The following is a 23,628-nucleotide window of genomic DNA, read 5'->3' as shown; positions in this document are numbered from 1 at the left end:
TTATATTCGTGTTGTATACCCTAACACAGGTTGTTTGTTAAAATTAAATTCTTCAGTTTCATGATTCAGTATCAAAACTGTTTTTGGCTCTACTTCCATCGGGAAGAAATGCTCATAAAAACAATCTATAAATCTTTTTATTGATCCGTTGTGTATATAATTCTCAAAGGAATTATTGGTGATTGGACCAATTTTTATTGTTAAGTTCATCGAATAATCCATGTATTTGTTCCCACAAATAAAATCGACTCCTAATCTGTTTTCTCCTAAATTAATCTGTTCATTTTCTTCGCTGTACTCTTTTGAACTTGTACTTATATATTCAACTTTTTCCTCGATAATATTCTCCAGACAGCGGCAGGAAAGTTCAATATCTCCAACAATTTTATAAGCGTAAGGGAGTAATTGAATAAACTTTGAAACCAAAACGGCAGGATAATTTTTTGATAATCCCCAGAAATCATAAAAAAAGTCAAGAGGTTTACTCCCATTTAGTTTATACAAAAAGCTTTTCTCAACACTTTCAATTTTTGTTCGGTAATGAAAAATTTCATTTTCAAAAGGATCAAAAAAACTTCGTGCTTCATTCTCCTGATTTTTCTGATGTTTATGTTCTTTAATCATCTGACGAACAGATTTGTCAGCCTTATTCTCAGACAGACTATGCACAAATCCCTCAGGCAAAGAATCATACATGCTGTCACGAGATAAAAGCATTGTGACATAATCATGCCTAATGTAATTATCATCCTGAATTACAGCACCTAAAACATCTTTTCTGAAAGCTCTTGAAAATTGTCCCCGATTTGAAATAGTAATTTCATCAGCAGAAACTTCATGCTTTTCGATTAGTTCATTAGCAATAATTTCTGCACGGATGTCGTACGAAATACTTTCAATTTCTTGTACTAAATTTTCAAGACTTTTTTTATTTTTTTCTTGTGTCTTCATTTATTCGTCCTGCTCCTATATATCGTAATTGAAAATATTCATCATTAAAATTATAAATCCCTAATCCCTTATCTGTACAGGCTAAAATTCTGTCATTATGCAGATATAAAGCCACATCTGAAATGGGATGATCTTTGTCATATCTAAAAAAAACTAAATCTCCCTCACTCAAAAATGCACGTCCTGTAAAAATTTGAATCGATTTTGATTTCCACATTCCAGCTGGATCTTTAGGCAGCGTTACTTTATAAACATCACTGTATAACGATTGGAGAAAATAAGAACAGTCAATTCCTTTTTTAGAAAAACTCTTTTCTTTGTAAGGCGTATTAAGCCAAGAATCAAAATAAGAATAGAGCTTATAATTAGTAATCTTATTGGGCAATACTGCCAGCACAATTGAGTATTTCTCTTTTAGGTATAAAACTTCGTCACTTAGATTTTCAGAATTATCATTTACAATCGTTTTGTTCTTTAAACTCGTTTCTTCCATTTCGGCCTGCTTTTTCAACAGTTCTAAGGAATAATCATATTTAAAGGGAATTTGCGAAATGTACTTTTTACTGGTACATCCAAAACATATTACAAGAATTATCACAACAAATAGCTGCTTCATATAATTTTAATTAGTCGGTTTTTGTAAAACTTAAAAGCCTATTTTTTTAAGGCTAAAAAAAGAAACTGAAATTGAAGTGGTATTTTCTCAGTCTGTTTTAAAATACTATGCAAGTATATCTTTACAAATATAAAATAAATTTCAAAAAAAATATAAGATTATTCATATATTATTAAAAATATTAAACTTATTTTTGCTCACTTACATAATAACAAGTAAAATGAGTATAAAAAAAATAGATATCAGGATTGTACTTTTTTTCACTATCCTTTTAGCAATTGGGATTATTTCCCTTTTCATACAACTCTTTAAGCATGTTGATTGCGATGATGTGAAATACTATATTTTATCAGACCATTCGCAAAGTGAGGAACCAATTGAATTTTATGACAAGACACATAATGCGAAATCATGGAAATGGGATTTTGGGGACGGATCAACTATTGATACTCGAAGACATACTTTTCATACCTATAAAAAACCAGGGAAATATATTGTAACACTTACTATAAATGGTGAATGTATTCAAACAAGGGAACTTGTTCTTAATGACAAATATTTACTTGATAAACTGGGAACTCCAAAAATCATCACCTCAAAAATAATTACTGTTGGGCAGCCAACTTATTTTAATTCTGTATCAGAAAATGCTAAAACTTGGGAATGGGCATTTGGAGAAGGAAGAGGAATTAATGAAAACTCCTCTAATCCGGTTTATACATTTTCAACTCCAGGAGAAAAAACAATAACTCTTGTTATAAATGGAGATTTTAGCCGTGTTGCGAAGAAAGTTATTTATGTACATCCAAAAGCAATAAAGAAGACAAACCCTCTGAACGTTACATCATATGTTTATGAAAAAGATGCTGAGTCTTTTAGTCTTCCAAGAGGGGCTGTTAAAAAAGATCCACTTGAGGATATGCTCCAATATGTGCCCGTTGCTCCAAAAAACAAAACGCAAAAAGACAGTATTCCATCTCTAAAAAAAGCACCAAAGATATCTGAGGATCAATTTGAGATCTTATTAAACAAAGTAGCAGAAGGCAGTAAAGTAAAAGATGATTTTGCAGAATTTTTATGCGATGATCTCGATGTACCAATTGTTAAAAACGATAAGGATTTGATAACTTTTTCGCAATTATGCGCTTCTTTGAAAGGAAAAAAAATAAAAATAGAATCAATACGACTGAACAAAGACAAACAAACTAATTGCATTAAAGGGTTGAATATTAACTACAAAGTTAAAAAATACCTAATATGGACTAAAGATTAAATTGATATGGAGGAAGAAAAAAACATTTTTAGTACTGAGCTTATAAGTGCATTTGAAATCGCAAAAAAAATTGCAAAAAATAATGTAAACAAATACTACTCTGCTTCTCATTTACTAAAAGCCATTTTAAACAGGGATTTGTCTCTATTGAAACGTCTTGAAATCATGGGGAAAGATGTTTATTATCTAGAGGAATGGGCAGAAGTACGCATGGAAGAAGAATCGAAAACAACTAATGTAATCGATACAGAACCAAGCGATTTGATTGATGAAATTATCCAAGAAGCAGAATCAATAAGAATTGTTTTAAATGAGGATGAAATAAGTCTTTATGCAGTTCTAATAGCTATAAGCTCACCTGGCGTAGGCTTTAGTTTTGACCAAATGAAAACGTATCCTATTTCAAGAAATGAATTGTTGGAAAATGAAAATCAGGAATTACCCGAAATCGTAGACATACAAAAAAAAGCAAAAAAAGGATTTCTAAGCAAATATGCCATTCATAAAAATCTGCAAAAAAAATCCAATAAAATAACTGCAATAGGTCGTGAGGCAGAACTCAATACTATTAAAGAAATTTTGTGTCGTTTCTCTAAACCAAATGTTTTATTAATTGGCGATCGAGGCATTGGAAAATCAATTTTGATTGAAACATTAATTCAGAATATAATTGATAATCAAGTTCCTGATATATTAATCAAAACACAGCTGTTTGAATTAGATTTATCTTCGTTAATTGCCGGTGCATCATATAAGGGTGAAATTGAGGATCGCTTAAAAAACTGCATTCAGGAATTACAGCAGTTTCCAAAGGCTATTCTTATTATTGAAGAAATTCATACTTTATTGGATAAAAATGGCGGAGACTCTGGAGTGTCTAACATTTTAAAAAGTGAGATGACAAAAGGTTTAAATATTATTGCAACCTCGACGATTGATGAATTTTCAAAAAGAATAGAAAAGGAACAAGGTCTTGCAGGAATGTTTGAAATTGTAAAACTGACAGAGTCAAATGATGAAACATTGTTTCGAATGATTCGTGAATCAATCAAGATTTATCAGGAACATCACAAGATTCAGATTGACGACGAAACCATTTCAGAATCAATACGATTATCCAGAAGATATTTAAAAGAAAAAAGTCTTCCGGAATCAGCTATTAATCTAATTGATCATACAATGTCCGTTTTAAAAACTTCGGGAGAAACTTTTTTAAAAGGAAAAGAGACACTTCAAAATAAATTAGCGGTTTTAAAAAACAATGATGCCAATTTATCCGAAGAACAATTAATTAAAAAGTGTCACTGGTTTTTAGCAGATATAATACAGAAAACGACTTTTTTAATGATTACCGAAGAAGAAAATGAAACGAAACAATTAGAATCTTCTGAAGCATTAATTAGTCATATAACATTACTTTTAAATACGCTTGAAACGAGAGCTTTAGACAAAAGGAGTCATATTGAAGCTTTTGATCTTTCATTAATTATTGCCCAGAAAACGGGTATTCCCGCTGGTAAACTAAATGAAGAGGAAAAGCAAAAACTAAATAATATTGAAGAGGTTTTAAACCAAAGAGTTATTGGTCAGGATCATTGTATTTCGACCGTTGCAGGTTCAATTTTAGAATCAAGATCAGGATTGAGTAAAGCGGGACAGCCTATTGCCTCTTTCTTTTTTTTAGGTCCAACAGGAACGGGGAAAACAGAATTAGCCAAATCTTTGGCCGAATTTCTCTTTCAGGATGAAAATGCAATTATTAGATTTGATATGTCTGAATTTAAAGAAGAACATTCTGCTGCATTGCTATATGGCGCACCTCCTGGATATGTTGGCTATGAAGAGGGCGGCTTACTAGTAAACAAAATCAGACAAAAACCCTACTCCATTGTTTTATTTGATGAAATTGAAAAAGCACATCCTTCAGTTTTTGATGTTTTTTTACAGATTATGGACGAAGGAAAATTGCATGATCGTTTAGGAAAAGAAGGAGATTTCTCGAATGCAATTATTCTTTTTACCTCGAATATTGGTGCAGATCATATTGTGACCACTTTCAATAACGGTGAAATTCCGACTTCAAATTCCTTAATGGAAATTATGGCAAATTATTTCAGACCTGAATTTTTGGGGCGTTTAACCGAAATTGTACCTTTTGCGCCTATCAGTAAGGAAAATGCTTTGAAAATATTTGAAATTCATCTTAAGAAAGAGTTCATAGATTTATTGAAAAATATCAATATCAAAGTTGAAATTCCGATTGAAACTAAACTTTATCTTGCTGAAAATGGTTACAATGCCAAATATGGAGCAAGACCAATTAAAAGTATTATTAGAACACATTTAAGAAGACCTTTAGCTAAAAAGATAATTTCAGGTGAAGTAATAGATGGAGATACTATTTTTGTTAGTATCGAAAACAACGAAGTGAAATGGGCTAAGGAAGAAATTCATTCTCCATATCAAAGTTAAACAGATTTAAAAGATCATAAAAAAACGCTAAGAAATTAATCTTAGCGTTTTTATTTTTATTCTAAAATCAAGCCAATCTGGCCATCATCTTCTAATTCTGTTTCGACCGAATCATCTTCTGGCAATTCTGGTTTCTCTAGAATTTCTTCAACAGGCTCTTCATAAGGAAGCGGATCTAACAAATTAACTTGTTTTAATTTATCTGCTGTTAACTGGTTTCCTAAAGCTTTAAAACCTTTTACAGCAATAAAATCTTCTACATCAATATGTAAATCTTCTTTCTGAACTCCTTTTACTTTCGCAAAAACTAACTGCGCCAACGGACGATAATCTGTTGATACAATTTCTAATTGCGAATTAGGATGATCAGTAATAAAACTTTCTTCTTTCCCTTCATTTTCAACAAGGAAACGTTTTAAGAAATAACGCTCTTTTTCTCCATCATAATAAATTGCAGAAATAGGTTTTTTAGGCTTCCACTTCTCCAATACAATCATATCTTCCTCAAAATGAGTTGATAATTCAGGAATAATAACTTTTAATTTTCCAGTCTGACTGATTACTAAAATTTTATCACTTGGTTTAAATTCTCCAAGCAATTCCCCTCTAGCATCAACATTTAAACGTTTCACCGTATCATCAAACCAAACTTTTCTTGGCAGTAAAGTCGAAATCCCTTTTTCTTTTAGTTCAATTTTTTTGATTGGATATTTCGTCACTAAATTTCCTTTAGAACTACGTCCTTTAATCGCCAATTTAGCAAAATCAATATCGAATTTCAGTTTTTTAATAGTTCCTATTTGACGCAATAATATCGTTACAACCTCAGCTTCTCCGTTCGGGTTATGTGAAAAATACACCACTTGCGAACCATTTGTTCCGTTTGTTAAATCATAAGCTTTATCGCGCGTTACACCCGAAACATTGAAACGTTTAATATAGGATGGACCTGATTTACCATCACGATACATCATATTGTAAATCGTACGTTTATCGCTCTTGTCAAAAACAGCAGCGTGTATAATATCTTTTCCAATAAAGGTTTTAGCATCTACTTTTGTTATCATTAATGTTCCGTCTCGTAAAAACACAATAACATCATCAATATCAGAACAATCACCTACGTATTCGTCTTTCTTTAAACTTGTTCCTACGAAACCTTCTTCACGGTTTACATATAATTTTGTGTTACGTAAAACAACTTTTGTAGCTTCAACGTTGTCAAAAACACGAAGTTCTGTCTGACGCTCACGACCTTTTCCGTATTTCTCTTTTAATTTGGTAAAATAAGCAATTGCAAAATCGGTTAAATGTTCCAAATTATGCTCTACTTCTTTCATTTCTTCCTCTAACCTAGAAATCAATTCATCGGCTTTATCAGAATCGAAACGTGTAATACGAATCATCGGAATTTGAGTCAAACGCTGTAAATCATCATCATTAATTTCTCTGACAAATGATTTTTTGAAAGGCTCAAAACGATCGTATAAATATTTGTAAAGTGATTCTCTATCTCCATACAATTTGAAGTCGATATACATTTCTTCACGAATGAAGATTTTTTCTAAAGTAGAAAAATGCCACTTATTTTTTAATTCTTCTAACTGAATTTCTAATTCCTGACGAAGTAAATCAACTGTTCTGTGTGTTGAAATTTTCAACATTTCAGAAACACCAATAAACAACGGTTTATTATCTTCGATAACACAACCTAAAGGTGCTACAGAAGTTTCACAAGCAGTAAACGCAAACAAAGCGTCAATTGTTTTGTCTGGCGAAACGCCTGGAAAAAGATGAATTAAAATTTCAACATCGGCAGCAGTATTGTCTTCAATTTTCTTGATTTTGATTTTACCTTTATCGTTGGCTTTCAAAATACTATCAATTAAACTCGATGTATTGGTTGAAAACGGAATTTGCGTAATCACCAATGTATTTTTATCTAATTGCGAAATTTTAGCACGCACACGCACACGTCCGCCACGAAGTCCGTCATTATAATTGGACACATCGGCAATACCTTGTGTCATGAAATCAGGATATAATGTAAAAGCTTTTCCTTTTAGAATTTTGATTGAAGCATCAATTAATTCATTGAAGTTATGAGGTAAAACTTTTGTCGAAAGTCCAACTGCAATACCTTCCGCTCCTTGCGCTAAAAGTAATGGAAATTTTACCGGAAGATTGTTTGGTTCTGCACGACGACCATCATACGAAACGCCCCAATCTGTAATTTTTGGAGAATATAAAACCTCCAAAGCAAATTTGGATAAACGTGCCTCAATATAACGCGAAGCTGCTGCTCCGTCACCTGTTAAAATATTTCCCCAGTTTCCCTGACAGTCAATCAATAAATCTTTTTGACCAATTTGCACCATTGCATCACCAATACTTGCATCTCCGTGTGGGTGATACTGCATAGTGTGACCAACAACATTGGCAACTTTATTGTAACGACCATCATCCAGCTCTTTTAAAGAGTGCATAATACGACGCTGAACTGGTTTAAATCCGTCCTCGATAGCAGGAACTGCACGTTCCAGAATTACATACGACGCATAATCCAAAAACCAGTCTTTGTACATTCCCGTTACTTTGGTAATAACGTCTTCTCCTTCTTCTTCCTGATTTTCGTAAAAATGCTGTCCTTCAAAATTTTTAGCATCTACATTTATAATCTCATCTGAATCATCTTGATTTTCATCAAATTGATTCTCATCTTGATTATTCTCGTCGTCGTTTGGAATTATGTTATCGTCTTCTTCGTCTTTCATATATTTTGTTCAGTATAACTACTAAAAAATTCTTCTATAATTCTTTTATCTTTTAAGCTTCTTCAAGTTCATCAATCTCAACTTTCAAATTCTTGATAATAAACTCTTGTCTGTCTGGCGTGTTTTTCCCCATATAGAAAGATAACAACTGCTCAATCGAAGTATTTTTATCCATCATAACTGGATCAAGACGGATGGTATCTCCAATAAAGTTTTTAAACTCATCTGGCGAAATCTCTCCCAAACCTTTAAATCGAGTGATTTCTGGTTTTGGTTTTAGTTTTTCGATAGCATCTTTTCTTTCTTCTTCAGAATAACAGTAAATTGTTTCCTTTTTATTACGAACCCTAAAAAGCGGTGTTTGTAAAATATACAAATGTCCTTCTTTGATTAACTCAGGGAAAAACTGCAAAAAGAAAGTAATTAATAACAAACGAATGTGCATTCCATCGACATCGGCATCGGTTGCAATTACGATGTTGTTGTAACGCAGTTTTTCTAATCCGTCTTCTATATCAAGTGCAGCTTGCAATAAGTTGAATTCTTCGTTCTCATACACAATTTTCTTCGTCATTCCGTATGAATTCAAAGGCTTACCACGTAAACTGAAAACCGCTTGTGTATTTACATCACGCGATTTTGTAATTGATCCGGAAGCCGAATCTCCCTCGGTAATAAAAAGCGTACTTTCTAAGTTTCTTGGGTTTTTGGTATCTGGAAGATGCGCTCGGCAGTCTCTTAATTTTTTATTGTGAAGATTGGCTTTTTTAGCACGATCTGTTGCCAGTTTTCTAATTCCTGATAATTCTTTACGCTCGCGTTCTGCCTGAAGAATTTTACGCAGTAAAGCTTCCGCAGTTGTTGGATTTTTATGCAGGTAATTATCCAGTTTCGTTTTAATAAAATCGTTAACGAAAGTACGAACAGAAACCGCTGGTGTTCCATCGTCAGAACCCATATCTGTAGAACCCAATTTTGTTTTGGTCTGAGACTCAAAAACCGGTTCCATCACTTTAATACTAATCGCACTCACAATCGATTTACGGACATCTGATGCTTCGAAATTCTTATTGTAAAACTCACGAATTGTTTTTACAACAGCTTCACGATAAGCCGCTAAGTGCGTTCCTCCTTGTGTTGTATTTTGTCCATTGACAAAAGAGTGATATTCTTCGCTGTATTGCGTTTTACTGTGCGTAAGTGCAACTTCGATATCATGCTCTTTTAAGTGGATAATTGGATATTCTAAATCATCTTCGCTGATTGTTTCTTCTAATAAATCACGAAGTCCGTTTTCTGAATAATATTTTTCTCCGTTAAAAATAATAGTCAAACCATTGTTTAAGTAACAATAGTTTTTAACCATTTTGATAACGTACTCTAAACGGAATTTATAGTTTTTGAAGATTGTTTCGTCTGGCGTAAAAGTTACTTTTGTTCCTTTACGTTTTGTAGTTTCAATTATGTCTTCTTCTGAAACTAAATTTCCTGCCGAAAACTCTGCTGCTTTTTGTTTATCATCACGAACAGATTCTACACGAAAATAATTCGAAAGCGCATTTACCGCTTTTGTCCCGACACCGTTCAAACCAACCGATTTCTGGAAAGCTTTAGAATCGTACTTTCCTCCTGTATTCATTTTCGAAACTACATCAACCACTTTTCCTAACGGAATTCCACGTCCATAATCACGAACCGAAACCGTTTTATCCTTGATAGTCACTTCAATAGTTTTTCCAGAGCCCATTACGAACTCATCGATACAGTTGTCTAAAACCTCTTTTAATAGAATATAAATACCATCATCTGGAGAAGAACCATCTCCAAGTTTTCCGATATACATTCCGGGACGCATACGGATATGTTCTTTCCAATCAAGTGAACGAATATTATCTTCGGTATATTGATTTTGCTCTAGCATATGTGAATTTAGGATTTTTTGCTAATGTACCATTTCTTAACAAAAAATGAAAGCGTATTTTCTTTTTGTTATGAATAATAACAGTTTAAATTCTATTTAAATTGATTTTAAAATAAAACAGAGGCTAAAAATATTAAAAAACTGCTTTTTCAGCAAAGAAATACTATTTGATTCCTAGTACTTCCTTCGCTAAAGCAATCATTTCGGGCGTTCCCGTATTTTTGTTTTTTTCATCAGAAAGTTTTACAACGCCCTGCCAATGTAAATTATCAGGTTTTGTATCCGTCAATTTAATTACCATATTCATCGCAGGAAGACCAACATCATTCGTGAAATTCGTTCCAATACCGAAGGACATTTTTATTTTATCCTGACAAAAATCAACGATCGCTTTTACTTTTTCGTAATTAAGAGAATCCGAAAAAACAATGACTTTCGATTTCGGGTCAATTCCCATTTTGGTATAATGCGAAATCACTTTTTGAGCAAACTCAATTGGATCGCCGCTGTCATGTCGAACGCCATCAAAAAGTTTGGAGTATTTTTTATCAAACTGATTGAAAAATATTTCTGTAGTATAAGTATCTGTAAGAGCAATTCCGAGGTCTCCGCCGTAAACTTGTGTCCAATGTTCCAAACTTATCAAATTGGCCATTTTAAAACCATATTGTGCAGCATGAAACATAAACCATTCGTGTGCATGAGTTCCCAACGGACGCTTATTATTGAGCATTGCAAAATGCACATTACTGGTTCCCATAAAACTCTGACCTCCAAAAGTATTCAAGGTTTCATTTACAAGAGCATGAACATCATAAGAATGACGACGTCTTGTACCGAATTCTAAAACGGAAACACCTAGTTTATTGTAATTGTCAATTTTATCCTTGGTAAGATCTTTAATTGCTTCATCATTTAAGCGAATTAAATGATTTGATTTGTAAAACAACTCCGAAATTAAAGACATTAAAGGAACTTCCCATAAAATTGTTCTGTACCAAAACCCTTCAATGGTAACTTTAATTTCTGAACCTTCCTGAGTAATTTGAACTTCAGAAGGATCAAAACTATATCCTTGCAAAAAGTCTAAATAAGTAGGATCAAGATATGGACAATAATGTGACAGATAATTTTTTTCTTCTTTTGTTAAACGAAGATCAGCCAAAGCGTCAACAGAACGTCGAAGCAAATCTGCAAAACCTTCTGGAAAAACATGTTTTCCTCTATTTATAAATCCATAACGAACTTTTGCCTTTGGAAAAAGCCGTATTACAGCATGCTGCATTGTGAATTTATAAAAATCATTATCTAAGATTGATTTCAAAAAAGTAGTCTCCATAGGTTATTAATTCAAATCCTGAATTGCTAAGATACGGCAATTCGATAAAAGGAGAAAACACTGCTAAATAAACCTTTTCAGGATTTACTTTTTAACTATTTTAAATGAAACAATACTGCTGGTATTTACATAAATAGTAATATAATCTCCTATGTTTTTGTCGTAAACTATTTGAAATTCTAAACTGCCTCGTTTTTCTCTTGAGTTTTGAATTTTAACGGGCTGATTTTTTTTATTGAGATAAAAAACTTGATCGGATTTTGAAACATTTTTAATTTCGAAAGTAATTTTATCGCCAAACTTTGCATCAATAATTCCAGAATCCGGTGATTTAATTTTATAATCTTCTTCTATTGTTTTATTGTAAATTAAAGGCCCGTTAAGAAAATCTTCTTTACTTAGTTTATTTCCTAAATATGAGCCTGAATCAGGAAAATGTTTCGCGAAAAAATAATCAGGATTAGTATCAAAATAAACAGGAGTAAAATCATTAACCATTCTTCCTTTGTTACTGTCATAATATCCTTGTCCCCAAGTCACATCAACTAAGCGCCATTTTTTATCAATCAAAACAATATTCCAAGCATGATTTGAAGAAGTTGTTTTTCTTCCAATATCAACTAATCTGGTTTTAGAATCTCCCCGAATTATTTCAGACTTAAGACCAACTAATTCAGCCAAATGTTGGTACAAAGCTGTAAATCCTTCGCAAACTGCTATTCTAGAAGCAAAAGCTTTTTGAAGTATTTTATCATTCAACGCTTTAATTTTTCGTTGCTTTTCTGCTTCTGTTGAATATGAAAAACCTTGTGATTTGGGCGGATTTAAAAAAGTACTGTAATCGTACTTTATATTAAAAGCCATCCAGCTGTAAATTGCTCTCGCTTTATCATAATCAGAACTAAAGTCTGTTTCAATTCTTTCCGCTAGTTTTTCTGTTGACGCAAATTTGTTCGGATATTTTGCAACTATTTTATCAACTTCACTAATTTTTTGAGCAAAAGTGTAATTCAAAAAAATACTGTTTAACAGTAAGAATATAAAAGCAATCTTTTTTTGCGGCATTGATTAAAAACTTGATTTGATAATATCTTTAAGTTCTTTATCTAACTCTGCATTTGAGATTTTATTTTCTTCTAAATCAAAATTCGCATTAAAAGCAGGCAATGAAAAAGTCGCTTTTATTTGTGCTCCATATCTTGGCAAAGCGTTATTTGCAATTTCTAAAACTGATGCACCGCCTCGAACTCCAGGTGAAGTCGCTAATAATAACATTGGTTTATGCTGAAAAATTTCTTTCATTATCCTTGAACACCAATCAAAAAGATTTTTAAATGCTGATGAATAATTACCATTATTCTCTGCCAAAGAAACCACCAAAAGATCTGCACTTTCTATTTTAGCCAAAAAAGCTTTTGCAAGTTCATGCTGGCCAACATGTTTCTCTAAATCAACGCTAAACAAAGGCATTGCAAAATCATTTAAATCTAAAACTTCTACATCAGCATTTTCAAATAGACTTGATGCATAAGTTGCCAAATGTTTATTGATCGACTGTGTACTGTTACTTCCTCCAAAAGCTATTATTTTCATATCGTAGTATTTTTATTTTTTTTGAAACCATATAAGTTATATAAGTTCATTTGAAATTCTTTTTCTTCAATTTATGAAGTCAAACTTTAATTTACTTCTATAACTTACATGGTTTATTTTTTAGACGTTTTCAATTTCAAAAATCTCTTTTTGTATTTCTACAGAGTATTCATTTGGAGAAATACTGCCTCCAAAAGTTTTCGCATAAACCTTAGTGAATTCAGCTCCAAAATATAAAATAATAGCTGAGTAATACACCCAGACTAATATTATTATTACAGAACCAGCTGCACCATATACACTGGCAATTGTCGAATTTCCTAAATAAAGTCCGATCGCAAATTTACCTATCATAAATAAAATTGCGGTGCAGGAAGCGCCAATAAAAGCATCTTTCCATTTAATAACTCCGTCAGGTAAAGTTCGGAATATAATCGCAAAAAGCAACGTAATACTTGCTAAAACAATTACTAAATTTATAATATAAAACAAGTAAACAGTAGTATCTGGCAAATAAAGCTTTAATCGCGCATTTAAAACATCAAGTGTCGCATTGAGCATCAAACTGACAAGCATTAAGAATCCAACAGTTACAATCATCGAAAATGACATTATCCTATTTTGAATAAACTTTTTCAGACCTTTATTGGGTTTTGCTCTTAATCCCCAAATATAATTGATTGAACTCTGAATTTCAGCAAAAACTCCCGAAGCTCCAATTAAGAGCATTATAACCCCAAAGACCGTTACAAATACATTACTGTCTGATAATTGAACATTTTTAATTGCTTCCTGAATTTGTACCGCAGCATTATTTCCAACCAATCTATTGATTTGACCATACAACTGTCCTGTAACTGCTTCTTCTCCAAAAAAAACGCCGCAAATAGTAATTATAATTATCAATAAAGGAGGTAATGCAAAAATGGTATAATAAGATAATGCTGCACTTAACTTTATAGCATTGTCATCATTAAATTCTAAAAATGTTGTTTTTAATAAATACCAGGATTTTGAAAATACATTTTGATTTTTCATCTGCTCATTCTTTGAGATTCTCTCAAATTTAAGCATTTATGAAAAAAAATCAATTCTTGTATTGTGATAGAAATTTATATTTTTTCCATGTCTCAGTTCGAGACTTTTTTATATTCTTGATCGTAACCTAGATTTTTAATTTTCAAAATATTTTTAAATTCCTTTCTTGTTGGTTGTATTAAATAAGAAAGTGAATCTATCATTTTTGCTTTTATCGAAGTAACTGAGTCTAATTTCTTCAAGTCATCTGGCAAATAAATACTCTTAATTTTAAGAATACTCTTTTCTAATGACATTATTTTTATTCTCCAAAAAACAGAATCTCTTGTACTTAAAACTAACTGCCCATTTATACGTTTTATTTTCTGATTATACGACAATCTAAATAATGTATCAACTTCTTTTCTAGACAATTCAATTGAATCACCTTTTTTAAACACATCAAATTTATCTTGTGTATCCTTAGAAATTAACTTTCCGTCAACAAGATCAAATTCAGATTTTAAAGAATCTAGTTTTTGTCTGTGAATCCTGAACTTAAAATAATATTCTTTAGAAATTCTATAATCGTCAATTCTTAAAAGTGTAGAATCTGTTTTAATATATAATCCTTTAAATTTAGAAGGAAAACTATTTAGTTCAGAATCATGAATGGGTTGAGGGTTCTCAAAATAAAATGCTAAACCTCCATATTCTGCTGCTGCATCAGCTTTTTTGCAAGAAATACTTATCGACACTATCGCTAAAAATAAAATCAGCTTTTTCATAACTCATTTATTTATAATGACAAAAAATCCCCTTATCATAAACTGTCCATAAACTCGCTTTTTGATTTGCTGCTTTCAAAGCGCAGTTTGCCCAAGTATTACAGGTATAAAAAAGACTATAACTTCCTTTTGCTTCATAAAAGGCGTCCTTTTTTCCATAACTGTGACCTTCAATCCATTCTGGTTTTGTTGAATTATTAAAACTATCAGAGATATAATTAACTAAGTTTTGATAATTCTCTTTCGAAATTAAAATACGTTTGCAATCCTCTCCTTCTCGCAATTGCTTATAAAATGTAGTATGCATCGCTGATGAACTTACTCCAAATGCAGCCTTTAATGCTGTGCTCGCTTTTAAGTCAGACCATTCTGGCGTATCGAGATAAAAACCTTTGTCGCCCCAGCCAAAAGCAACAAAATTCATTATTGAATCTTTTGATTGGGTTTGACTAAATTGAATTTCATTTCGCCAGTCTTTGATTTCATTTTTTATCGGAACGACAATGTCAGTATGAACTCCGTTTGAAAGTATGTAAATAGGAACAGCATTTTGCTCTTCAACTTGAGCAATATCTGAATTTACGGTTATTTTAGAAATCAGATAAACTGAAAGTATGTATAAAACAAGAAAGCTGAAGATTCCGAAAAGTGTCCAGCCTAGAAATTTGAAAGTTTTTTTTAGCATTTTGATTGGTTTTTAGATTAGTTATTGGTTAATTTTTCTGTAACCAATTTTTGAGCCAAAAATTTAATTGCTGAAATTTATCTAGCAGATTTTGAAGATCGAGCAGATTTATTCTCTTTTTTTTGTCATTCTTAGCGATCCCGAGGCTTCGGGAGAAGGACACGTAAGTAGCTCTATAATGTAAATCTCCAATCCTTGTATAGGCTTCTCCCCAAGCCTAGTGATCGCTCAGCCAGAGAATAGAAACGTAAATAAAAAAAACTGCTGAATTTCTCCAGCAGTTTTAATCTATTCTCTTTCTTCTTTATTCTATTTTCTTAAAAAAAAACTAAACGTTGAAACGGAAGTGCATTACATCACCATCTTTTACAACATATTCTTTTCCTTCAACTTTAAATTTTCCAGCTTCTTTTGCTTTTGCTTCAGAACCGTATTGAACGTAATCTTCGTATGAAATCACTTCTGCACGGATAAAACCTTTTTCAAAATCAGTGTGAATAACTCCAGCCGCTTGTGGCGCTGTAGCTCCAATATTGATTGTCCAAGCACGAACTTCTTTTACTCCAGCAGTAAAGTAAGTTTGCTGTTTTAATAATTTGTAAGCTGCACGAATTAAAACTGATGCTCCCGGCTCAGTTAATCCCATATCTTCTAGGAAAACCTGACGCTCTTCGTAACTTTCTAATTCTGTAATATCAGCTTCTGCTCCTACTGAAAGAATAATAACTTCAGCTTCTTCATCTTTTACTAATTCGCGAACTTGATCAACGTATTTATTTCCGTTTACTGCTGAACTTTCGTCAACATTACAAACGTATAAAACTGGTTTTGCAGTAATTAATTGAAAAGCTTCCATAAGAACTTCTTCATCATTATTTTGAGGAATAATTGTTCTTGCAGATTTTGCTTGCAAAAGAGCTTCTCTAATTCTGTTCAACAAAGCTTCTTCAGTTTGAGCTTCTTTGTTTCCAGTTTTTGCAGCACGTTTTACTTTCTCTAAACGTTTTTCGATCGTTTCTAAGTCTTTTAACTGCAATTCGATATCGATAGTTTCTTTATCGCGAATTGGGTTTACATTTCCGTCAACGTGTACAATATTATCATTATCAAAACAACGCAAAACGTGAATAATTGCATTACACTCTCTAATGTTTCCTAAAAACTGATTTCCAAGACCTTCACCTTTACTTGCACCTTTTACCAAACCTGCAATATCTACGATATCTACCGTTGCCATTTGTACACGCTCCGGTTTTACCAATTCTTCCAATTTATTGATTCTTGGATCTGGAACGTTTACAACACCAATATTAGGTTCGATTGTACAAAACGGAAAGTTAGCACTTTGCGCTTTTGCATTAGATAAACAATTAAATAATGTTGATTTTCCAACATTTGGTAATCCTACAATTCCTGCTTTCATCTGTTGTTTCTATTTATTTTTATTAGACTCCAAATTTCTAGAGTCAAGCCACTAAGCGGTATTACTTAATGGATTATAATTTTAAGTTTTTCTTTCTCTTTATGCCAAATTGATATTTTTGGACTTTAAAATTTTGCAAATATAAGATTTAATAGCTCTTAAGCGAAGTAAAAATGTTTATTAATAAAATTACTTTTATTCAGCAGCTTAATTTTTTTCAAAACTCGAGAAATCATGCTTCTAAATAATAATTTTACACAAAAAAATCCTGAATGAACTTCAGGATTTTTTTGTCATTTTAATCAAAACTACATTTTAAACTCTAACGAACTTACAATTGCTTTTTCTTCATCTGTTGCAGTTAATCCTGAAATATCCCAATAATTGGTCAGGATTTTGTTCTTTTTATTAAAAAGCGATTTCTCTTTAAAAACATCGCTTTCCTTATAAGTAAAATTTTGTTTATTAAAACTTGTTGTTGTAAAACTATTACGCACTTGAATCTTTTTAACTGCATCTTTTAAAATAAGATTATAAGCTATTTCCTCGTTTGAACTCAACAAATAATAATTCTTGCCATCAAATCTATAATCTACTTTTACAAAAGACCTCGTAATATTCTTTGAATTTACTGTCGTCTTTTCTTCTATTTTATCAATATTTTTCGGCGTTGCATCAATTGTGAACTCTAGGATAAGTTTCTTTTCTGGATCGTAAATAATTTCAAAACTATCAATCGCTTCTTTTGCTTTATCTAAAGGTGTAATTGTCATTACATAATAATCTTTATTGTTAGAATGGCCTTTTATAATAAAATCGTACTCCTTCTTTGCTTTTGGATTTAAAAGTGGTTCAAAATATTTTAAATTCGAATAATTTTCCATGATATTATTCAAATTATATCCTTTTAAATCTGCACTTACATCTGTATCTAATATCCCGTAAGATCTATTTTGCTCTACCAAAAGTGTCGTTACCGCTTTTTTCTGATCTCCAACAAACTGAAAATTCACAAGTCCGTCATTATAATAAGAATACTGATTGTCAAGCATAAAAAACTCCTTAACATATACTTTCAATCTATAAGATGCTGCCAACATATGCACAGAATTGGCAACTATTTTTTGAAGTACTTTTTGAGGAGACTGTTTAGACAAAACAACTTCATCTAGTTTATTATCCTTACTGTTTAAGTAAATTACAAAATCACTTTCTTTTATGGAAGCCCATCGAATGGTCAGGCTCTCATAATTAGTTTCAGAAACCTGTATATTAGATCCTCCACTTAACATAAAAACAGCTTTACCATCTTTATTAGTTAATAAAATCTGTTTGGTTTTCAAAACAACAATCGTTGCATTTTCAACAGGTAACTGCGTTTCTACATCTTTTACAATTATTGAATGTTCCTCATTTTGTGCAGAAATACTAGTACCGAATAATACAATACATAGAAGTATAATTTTCCTCATAGGCAATCTTAAATTTTCAACTAAAGTATTAATTTTATTCTTACAAATTAAAAAAAATAAAAACCAAAACACTAAAAACCAACAAAATAGCCCATTTACAAAACCTCAAATTTTGAGCAAAAAAAATCCCAAACGTAATGTTCAGGATGTTTTTTTTTCATTTATTCAGAAAGATTATGCATCTCCGTGTAAAAACGCTTGTCTGTTTAACAAGGTTTCTTCATCTTCTACATGATTATCATCTGGTACACAACAATCAACAGGACATACAGCAGCACATTGAGGTTCATCATGAAAACCTTTACATTCTGTACATTTTCCTGGAACAATATAATAGATTTCGTCAGAAATTGGAGTTTGTGCATCTTCTGCATCAACTTCAGTTCCGTCTGGTAAAATTACTTTTCCTGAAAGACTAGTTCCGTCTTTATATCTCCAATCATCAGCTCCTTCATAAATTGCTGTATTTGGGCATTCTGGTTCGCAAGCCCCACAATTAATACATTCGTCTGTTATAATTATTGCCATTTTATTCTTGATTTCGAGTTAAAAGTTATCAGATTTCCATTAAAAATGTCAAACATTTTATTCGGCTTTGCCTTATAACTTAATATAGCTTATTTTTGTGCAAAATTACAATCAAAACCTTTCATATACAAACATTATGACATTAGAAACAAAAAAAAGTGTTTTTGTTGAATTAGGAAAATTTTTAAGTCAGTTTTCTGAAAAGGAATCCGTGAAAAAATCTGACGTTTTACACAATGAAACTTTTTTTAATGATTTTGAAAAACTAATAACATTATCACAATCTCACAATGGCTGGTATACTCCTGAACAGGTTTTCTTTGCCATAAAATCATGGGCAGATGCTTTAACGGAGGAAAACATTGAAAAATGGCTTTCTAATTATTCGTCTGAATTTGCTCAAAACGATAAAAAAGAAAAAACTGTTGCCTTAATTCTAGCCGGAAATATCCCGTTAGTTGGTTTTCATGATTTTTTATCTGTTATAACTACTGGAAACAGAGCTTTAATAAAAACGTCTTCAAATGATCAGCATTTATTGCCGTTTTTAGCCAAATATTTAATTGCTGTTGATGAAAATTTAAAAGATAAAATCACTTTCGTTGAAGGAAAATTAGAAAATTTTGATGCTGTAATCGCTACAGGAAGCAACAATACAGCACGATATTTTGAGTATTATTTTAAAGACAAACCTTCAATTATCAGAAAAAATAGAAATTCGGCTGCAGTGCTGAATGGAAAAGAAACTCATGAAGAATTAGAAGCTTTAGGTGAAGATATTTTTAGATATTTTGGTTTAGGATGCCGCAATGTTTCTAAACTTTTTGTACCTAAAGGCTATTCATTTGATGCTTTCTTTCAAGCTGTTTTTAAATATCAGGATGTTATTCATTATGAAAAATATGCTAACAACTACGATTACAACAAAGCGGTTTTTTTAATGAGTAATTTTAAATTGCTGGACAATGGCTTTTTGACTCTGAAAGAAGATTCTAGTTATGCCTCTCCTATTTCGAGTGTTTTTTATGAATATTATGAAGATCTTGAAAGTTTACAAAATCGACTTGAAGCTGACGAAGAGCAAATACAATGTATTGTAAGTAATAATTTGATTAAAAACAGTACTGCATTTGGTCAAACTCAAAATCCGCAATTGTGGGATTATGCAGATAACGTTGATACTATAACGTTTTTGTTAACAACAAAGTAATAAAATGTTCAAATATTTCGAATAATTTATCGCTTTTTCAGCTCCTATTGCCGAAATTTGCGTTTTTAAAATTTCGACTATTAACAACAACCATGAAAAAACACAACTACAGCGCAGGACCAAGTATTTTACCTCAGGAAGTTTTTGAGAAGGCATCAAAAGCAGTTTTAAATTTTAATGATTCAGGATTATCGATTCTTGAAATTTCACACCGAAGCAAAGATTTCGTTGCTGTAATGGATGAAGCTCGTTCGCTTGCTTTAGAATTGTTAGGACTTCAAGGAAAAGGATATCAAGCCTTATTTTTACAAGGCGGTGCAAGTACAGCATTCTTAATGGCTCCTTACAACTTGATGAAAGAAAATGGAAAAGCAGCTTATTTAGATTCAGGAACTTGGGCAGCGGCAGCGATTAAAGAAGCTAAGTTTTTTGGAGAAACTGTTATCGTAGGATCTTCAAAAGAAGAAAATTACAACCATATTCCAAAAGGATACGAAATACCATCTGATGCAGATTATTTTCACTGCACAAGTAATAATACCATTTTTGGAACTCAAATGAAAGACTTTCCAGCAACTAACGTTCCTGTTGTCTGCGATATGAGTTCTGATATTTTTTCACGCCAATTAGATTTCTCAAAATTTGATTTAATTTATGCTGGAGCTCAAAAAAACATGGGACCTGCAGGAACTACTTTGGTAGTAATTAAAGAAGAAATTTTAGAGAAAAACGGAAGAGCAATTCCTAGTATGTTAGATTACGCTAAACATATTAAAGCAGAAAGTATGTACAATACTCCGCCTGTTTTTGCAGTATATGTTTCGTTATTAACTTTACAATGGATTAAAGAAAAAGGCGGAATTGCAGCTGTTGAGAAATTAAACGATGCAAAAGCAGCTTTACTTTATGCTGAAATCGACAGAAACCCATTATTCAAAGGTGCAGCTGCTCTAGAAGATCGTTCTAATATGAATGTAACTTTCTTATTGAACAATGCTGATCATACTGCAACATTTGATGCTTTATGGAAAGAAGCAGGAATTTCTGGATTGCCAGGACACCGTTCTGTTGGCGGTTACAGAGCTTCTATTTACAATGCGATGCCAATTGAAAGCGTTCAGGTTTTAGTTGATGTAATGAAAGCATTAGAATCTAAGGTTTAATTTTTTTTCGGTTAATCGTTAATTTGTTTAACTGTTTAATCGTCAAAAAATACTTCCTTTAAAATATCAAAAAAGAAAAATCAAATAGCTGGTTTATCGATTAAACAATTTAACGATTAACCAAATAAACACACAACACACAATGAAAGTATTAGCTAATGACGGAATTTCTAAAAGTGGAATTCTAGCCTTAGAAAAAGGTGGTTTTGAAGTTATAACTACAAAAGTAGCACAAGAACAAGTAGCAAATTTTGTAAACGAAAACAATGTAGACGTAGTTTTAGTTCGTTCTGCAACTAAAGTTCGTAAAGATATTATTGATGCTTGTCCTGGTCTAAAAATTATTGGCCGAGGTGGAGTTGGTATGGATAATATCGATGTTGACTATGCTAAAAGCAAAGGAATTCATGTAATTAACACTCCTGCTTCATCATCAGAATCTGTTGCTGAACTTGTATTTGGACACTTATTTTCTGGTGTGCGTTTCTTGCATGATTCTAACAGAAATATGCCTCTTGAAGGAGATTCAAACTTTGACGGTTTGAAAAAAGCTTACGCAAATGGAACTGAATTAAGAGGTAAAACTCTTGGTATTGTTGGTATTGGACGTATTGGTCAAGCTACTGCAAAAATGGCGCTTGGTTTAGGTATGAAAGTTATCGCTGCAGACAGTTTTATTCCGCAAGTTGATGTAAAAGTTGAGTTTTTTGATGGACAATCTATCACGACTACAATCGTTTCTCAATCATTAGAATCATTGTTTAAAGAAGCTGATTTCATTACATTACACGTTCCTGCTCAAAATGGTTATATCATTGGAGAAAAAGAACTTGAAATCATGAAAGATGGTGTTGGAATCGTAAACTGTGCTCGCGGTGGAGTTATCGATGAAGTAGCTTTAGTAAAAGCTTTAGATTCAGGAAAAGTTGCTTTTGCTGGTTTAGATGTTTTCGAAAGCGAACCAAAACCAGAAATGGCAATTTTAATGCATTCTAAAATTTCTCTTACACCGCACATTGGTGCTGCAACAGGAGAAGCGCAAGACAGAATTGGTACTGAATTAGCTTCACAAATTATTACTTTATTAAGCTAATTAATTATATCTAAATTATTTAGGAGGGATTTATTAACATCGTTTAATAAATCCCTTTCTTTTTTTGATTAAATTTGAGTTCTAATCTAAATTCTTTTAATCATGTTTGAACAATTAACACAATTAGTACAGCAATACGGAGGTAACGCTGTTGTTAACAATACAGCAATCCCAAATGAGCACAATGAAGCAGTAATAAGCGAAACAAGTACTTCAATATTTGCAGGCTTGCAAAAAATTGCATCTGAAGGCGGCGGTGAGCAGCTTGCAGGTTTGTTTAACGGAAGTTCTCCAATAGACAGTTCAAATCCTGTAGTACAGCAAATCACGCAGCAATTAACTGGGAGCTTGGGCGAAAAATTCGGTTTAAGCAGTGCCGATTCTTCTGGTGTTGCTTCAAGCATGATTCCGCAAATCTTAAATTCGTTAGTAAATAAAGCAAAAGATCCAAACGACAGTAGTTTTCAAATTACAGATATTATCAGTTCAATTTCTGGAAACAGCGGACAGGCTTCAAATATTATGGACACTATTTCTAAATACGGAATGCAATTTGGCCTAGACCAAAATAACGATGGAAAAGTAGACATTGCTGATGCTGCAGCTTTAACCAAAAGCGGCGGGTTTAGCGGCTTACTTGGAAAATTATTTGGAAGTAAATAAGACTTTTTGGTTCCAAAATCACAAAGGAACATCGGTTTAAAAGATAAATTATAAATGCTGTTTTGCTAAAAGTAAAACAGCATTTTTTAGTAAAAAACACTTCTAAACATTTACGGCTTCAAGGATCTTTACCTCTTATACAAAAGTTAAATAACAAGCTCTTCTGCTGATTTATTCGTAAATTTAGGTTACAATTTCAGATACCATGAAAAAATATATTTCCATATTCATTTTTATTCTTACGATAGTTGCATGTTCAACGGCATCAAAAAATGTCGCTGTCGCTGACAATCCTGTTAAAAAAGGAAATGATACTGTTAGAATTGCAAATGATTCGTTAGAATATGAAGTTATAATAATAGACAACGGCTTTAATACCTGGCTTGCTTCTAGAGCTTATCCAAGAAATTATCTTTCCTTATCGTATTTAGAAAATAAAAATTATTTATATGTAACTGAATGGAATAACAGAGTTCTGCAGCCGCAGCGTTACAATCCAAATTTATACGAAATGACGATCGATTATCGACGAGATATACATTATGGCTACGAAGTAAATTATCTTATCTATAATTATATGATTTATTTTCAAAATACTTACAAACAAAAGCTTTGGGGTTATGTCCCATCAAGATAATATAGTATAT

At 32.1% G+C, this 23,628-nt stretch carries 20 protein-coding genes; 7 read left to right on the top strand and 13 right to left on the bottom strand.

What is annotated here, in order from left to right:
* Entirely contained in the window at positions 1–951 is a 951-nt protein-coding gene (locus B0A81_RS03055; protein WP_089056645.1) for a type VI secretion system baseplate subunit TssG, read from the bottom strand.
* Positions 929–1,567, bottom strand: a complete 639-nt coding sequence (locus tag B0A81_RS03050) for a C40 family peptidase (protein ID WP_089056644.1) — start codon at positions 1,565–1,567, stop codon at positions 929–931. Before B0A81_RS03050 ends, B0A81_RS03055 begins: the two co-directional genes overlap by 23 nt.
* A 220-nt stretch (positions 1,568–1,787) precedes the next feature.
* On the opposite strand from B0A81_RS03050, the gene B0A81_RS03045 reads away from it, so the two are divergent.
* Together B0A81_RS03045 and B0A81_RS03040 are read left to right on the top strand one after the other, a co-directional pair.
* A complete protein-coding gene (locus B0A81_RS03045; protein WP_089056643.1) occupies positions 1,788–2,840 on the top strand; it encodes a PKD domain-containing protein in 1,053 nt (350 codons plus the stop codon).
* A gap of 6 nt (positions 2,841–2,846) precedes the next feature.
* The gene (locus tag B0A81_RS03040) at positions 2,847–5,312 is read left to right on the top strand and encodes an AAA family ATPase (RefSeq protein WP_089056642.1); all 2,466 of its coding nucleotides are present in this window, start codon (positions 2,847–2,849) and stop codon (positions 5,310–5,312) included.
* A 56-nt stretch (positions 5,313–5,368) separates the two neighbouring features.
* Here the strand turns inward: B0A81_RS03040 and B0A81_RS03035 are convergent, their stop codons facing one another.
* The 11 genes from B0A81_RS03035 to B0A81_RS02985 form a co-directional block, all read right to left on the bottom strand.
* A complete protein-coding gene (locus B0A81_RS03035; RefSeq protein ID WP_089056641.1) occupies positions 5,369–8,086 on the bottom strand; it encodes a DNA gyrase/topoisomerase IV subunit A in 2,718 nt (905 codons plus the stop codon).
* 52 nt (positions 8,087–8,138) lie between these two features.
* Positions 8,139–10,007, bottom strand: coding sequence for a DNA topoisomerase IV subunit B (locus tag B0A81_RS03030; RefSeq protein ID WP_089056640.1), 1,869 nt, complete (start codon positions 10,005–10,007; stop codon positions 8,139–8,141).
* A gap of 163 nt (positions 10,008–10,170) precedes the next feature.
* Positions 10,171–11,346: a nicotinate phosphoribosyltransferase gene (pncB, locus tag B0A81_RS03025; protein WP_089056639.1), complete on the bottom strand. Its 1,176-nt coding sequence runs from the start codon at positions 11,344–11,346 to the stop codon at positions 10,171–10,173.
* Between the two features lie 84 nt (positions 11,347–11,430).
* Positions 11,431–12,360 carry a transglutaminase domain-containing protein gene (locus tag B0A81_RS03020; RefSeq protein ID WP_244281243.1) on the bottom strand — a complete coding sequence of 310 codons (930 nt, stop codon included), beginning with the start codon at positions 12,358–12,360 and terminating at the stop codon, positions 11,431–11,433.
* Positions 12,361–12,414: 54 nt separating this feature from the next.
* Complete coding sequence (locus tag B0A81_RS03015; protein ID WP_089056637.1) at positions 12,415–12,939, bottom strand: NADPH-dependent FMN reductase; 525 nt, start codon at positions 12,937–12,939, stop codon at positions 12,415–12,417.
* 120 nt (positions 12,940–13,059) lie between these two features.
* Positions 13,060–13,977 (bottom strand): YihY/virulence factor BrkB family protein, encoded by a 918-nt coding sequence (locus B0A81_RS03010; protein WP_089056663.1) that lies wholly within the window; start codon positions 13,975–13,977, stop codon positions 13,060–13,062.
* 92 nt (positions 13,978–14,069) lie between these two features.
* Positions 14,070–14,744: a hypothetical protein gene (locus B0A81_RS03005; RefSeq protein ID WP_089056636.1), complete on the bottom strand. Its 675-nt coding sequence runs from the start codon at positions 14,742–14,744 to the stop codon at positions 14,070–14,072.
* 7 nt (positions 14,745–14,751) lie between these two features.
* Positions 14,752–15,429 carry a TIGR02117 family protein gene (locus B0A81_RS03000; protein ID WP_089056635.1) on the bottom strand — a complete coding sequence of 226 codons (678 nt, stop codon included), beginning with the start codon at positions 15,427–15,429 and terminating at the stop codon, positions 14,752–14,754.
* Between the two features lie 328 nt (positions 15,430–15,757).
* A complete protein-coding gene (gene ychF, locus B0A81_RS02995) occupies positions 15,758–16,852 on the bottom strand; it encodes a redox-regulated ATPase YchF (RefSeq protein ID WP_089052424.1) in 1,095 nt (364 codons plus the stop codon).
* A gap of 308 nt (positions 16,853–17,160) precedes the next feature.
* Positions 17,161–18,324 (bottom strand): hypothetical protein, encoded by a 1,164-nt coding sequence (locus B0A81_RS02990; RefSeq protein ID WP_089056662.1) that lies wholly within the window; start codon positions 18,322–18,324, stop codon positions 17,161–17,163.
* Positions 18,325–18,498: 174 nt separating this feature from the next.
* The gene (locus tag B0A81_RS02985; RefSeq protein ID WP_089056634.1) at positions 18,499–18,852 is read right to left on the bottom strand and encodes a 4Fe-4S dicluster domain-containing protein; all 354 of its coding nucleotides are present in this window, start codon (positions 18,850–18,852) and stop codon (positions 18,499–18,501) included.
* A gap of 136 nt (positions 18,853–18,988) precedes the next feature.
* Here B0A81_RS02985 and B0A81_RS02980 point away from each other — a divergent pair, with 136 nt between their 5' ends.
* The 5 genes from B0A81_RS02980 to B0A81_RS02960 all read left to right on the top strand — a co-directional run bounded on the left by B0A81_RS02980 (position 18,989) and on the right by B0A81_RS02960 (position 23,618).
* Positions 18,989–20,062, top strand: a complete 1,074-nt coding sequence (locus tag B0A81_RS02980; RefSeq protein ID WP_089056633.1) for an acyl-CoA reductase — start codon at positions 18,989–18,991, stop codon at positions 20,060–20,062.
* A gap of 92 nt (positions 20,063–20,154) precedes the next feature.
* Entirely contained in the window at positions 20,155–21,225 is a 1,071-nt protein-coding gene (serC, locus tag B0A81_RS02975; protein ID WP_089056632.1) for a 3-phosphoserine/phosphohydroxythreonine transaminase, read from the top strand.
* Positions 21,226–21,367: 142 nt separating this feature from the next.
* Entirely contained in the window at positions 21,368–22,318 is a 951-nt protein-coding gene (locus tag B0A81_RS02970; RefSeq protein WP_089052428.1) for a D-2-hydroxyacid dehydrogenase, read from the top strand.
* 102 nt (positions 22,319–22,420) lie between these two features.
* Positions 22,421–22,981, top strand: a complete 561-nt coding sequence (locus B0A81_RS02965; RefSeq protein ID WP_089056631.1) for a DUF937 domain-containing protein — start codon at positions 22,421–22,423, stop codon at positions 22,979–22,981.
* A 205-nt stretch (positions 22,982–23,186) separates the two neighbouring features.
* Entirely contained in the window at positions 23,187–23,618 is a 432-nt protein-coding gene (locus B0A81_RS02960; RefSeq protein ID WP_089056630.1) for a DUF6146 family protein, read from the top strand.
* Positions 23,619–23,628 lie beyond the last annotated feature (10 nt).

The sequence above is a fragment of the Flavobacterium plurextorum genome, assembly GCF_002217395.1.
GTDB classification, from domain to species: domain Bacteria; phylum Bacteroidota; class Bacteroidia; order Flavobacteriales; family Flavobacteriaceae; genus Flavobacterium; species Flavobacterium plurextorum.
This window is presented reverse-complemented; position numbering and strand designations above follow the sequence as displayed.

Excerpts from the sequence above, each read along its gene's own strand:
- B0A81_RS03055 (WP_089056645.1), bottom strand. The coding sequence starts at position 951 with ATGAAGACACAAGAAAAAAATAAAAAAAGTCTTGAAAATTTAGTACAA.
- B0A81_RS03050 (WP_089056644.1), bottom strand. The coding sequence starts at position 1,567 with ATGAAGCAGCTATTTGTTGTGATAATTCTTGTAATATGTTTTGGATGT.
- B0A81_RS03045 (WP_089056643.1), top strand. The coding sequence starts at position 1,788 with ATGAGTATAAAAAAAATAGATATCAGGATTGTACTTTTTTTCACTATC.
- B0A81_RS03040 (WP_089056642.1), top strand. The coding sequence starts at position 2,847 with ATGGAGGAAGAAAAAAACATTTTTAGTACTGAGCTTATAAGTGCATTT.
- B0A81_RS03035 (WP_089056641.1), bottom strand. The coding sequence starts at position 8,086 with ATGAAAGACGAAGAAGACGATAACATAATTCCAAACGACGACGAGAAT.
- B0A81_RS03030 (WP_089056640.1), bottom strand. The coding sequence starts at position 10,007 with ATGCTAGAGCAAAATCAATATACCGAAGATAATATTCGTTCACTTGAT.
- pncB (WP_089056639.1), bottom strand. The coding sequence starts at position 11,346 with ATGGAGACTACTTTTTTGAAATCAATCTTAGATAATGATTTTTATAAA.
- B0A81_RS03015 (WP_089056637.1), bottom strand. The coding sequence starts at position 12,939 with ATGAAAATAATAGCTTTTGGAGGAAGTAACAGTACACAGTCGATCAAT.
- B0A81_RS03010 (WP_089056663.1), bottom strand. The coding sequence starts at position 13,977 with ATGAAAAATCAAAATGTATTTTCAAAATCCTGGTATTTATTAAAAACA.
- B0A81_RS03005 (WP_089056636.1), bottom strand. The coding sequence starts at position 14,744 with ATGAAAAAGCTGATTTTATTTTTAGCGATAGTGTCGATAAGTATTTCT.
- B0A81_RS03000 (WP_089056635.1), bottom strand. The coding sequence starts at position 15,429 with ATGCTAAAAAAAACTTTCAAATTTCTAGGCTGGACACTTTTCGGAATC.
- ychF (WP_089052424.1), bottom strand. The coding sequence starts at position 16,852 with ATGAAAGCAGGAATTGTAGGATTACCAAATGTTGGAAAATCAACATTA.
- B0A81_RS02990 (WP_089056662.1), bottom strand. The coding sequence starts at position 18,324 with ATGAGGAAAATTATACTTCTATGTATTGTATTATTCGGTACTAGTATT.
- B0A81_RS02985 (WP_089056634.1), bottom strand. The coding sequence starts at position 18,852 with ATGGCAATAATTATAACAGACGAATGTATTAATTGTGGGGCTTGCGAA.
- B0A81_RS02980 (WP_089056633.1), top strand. The coding sequence starts at position 18,989 with ATGACATTAGAAACAAAAAAAAGTGTTTTTGTTGAATTAGGAAAATTT.
- serC (WP_089056632.1), top strand. The coding sequence starts at position 20,155 with ATGAAAAAACACAACTACAGCGCAGGACCAAGTATTTTACCTCAGGAA.
- B0A81_RS02970 (WP_089052428.1), top strand. The coding sequence starts at position 21,368 with ATGAAAGTATTAGCTAATGACGGAATTTCTAAAAGTGGAATTCTAGCC.
- B0A81_RS02965 (WP_089056631.1), top strand. The coding sequence starts at position 22,421 with ATGTTTGAACAATTAACACAATTAGTACAGCAATACGGAGGTAACGCT.
- B0A81_RS02960 (WP_089056630.1), top strand. The coding sequence starts at position 23,187 with ATGAAAAAATATATTTCCATATTCATTTTTATTCTTACGATAGTTGCA.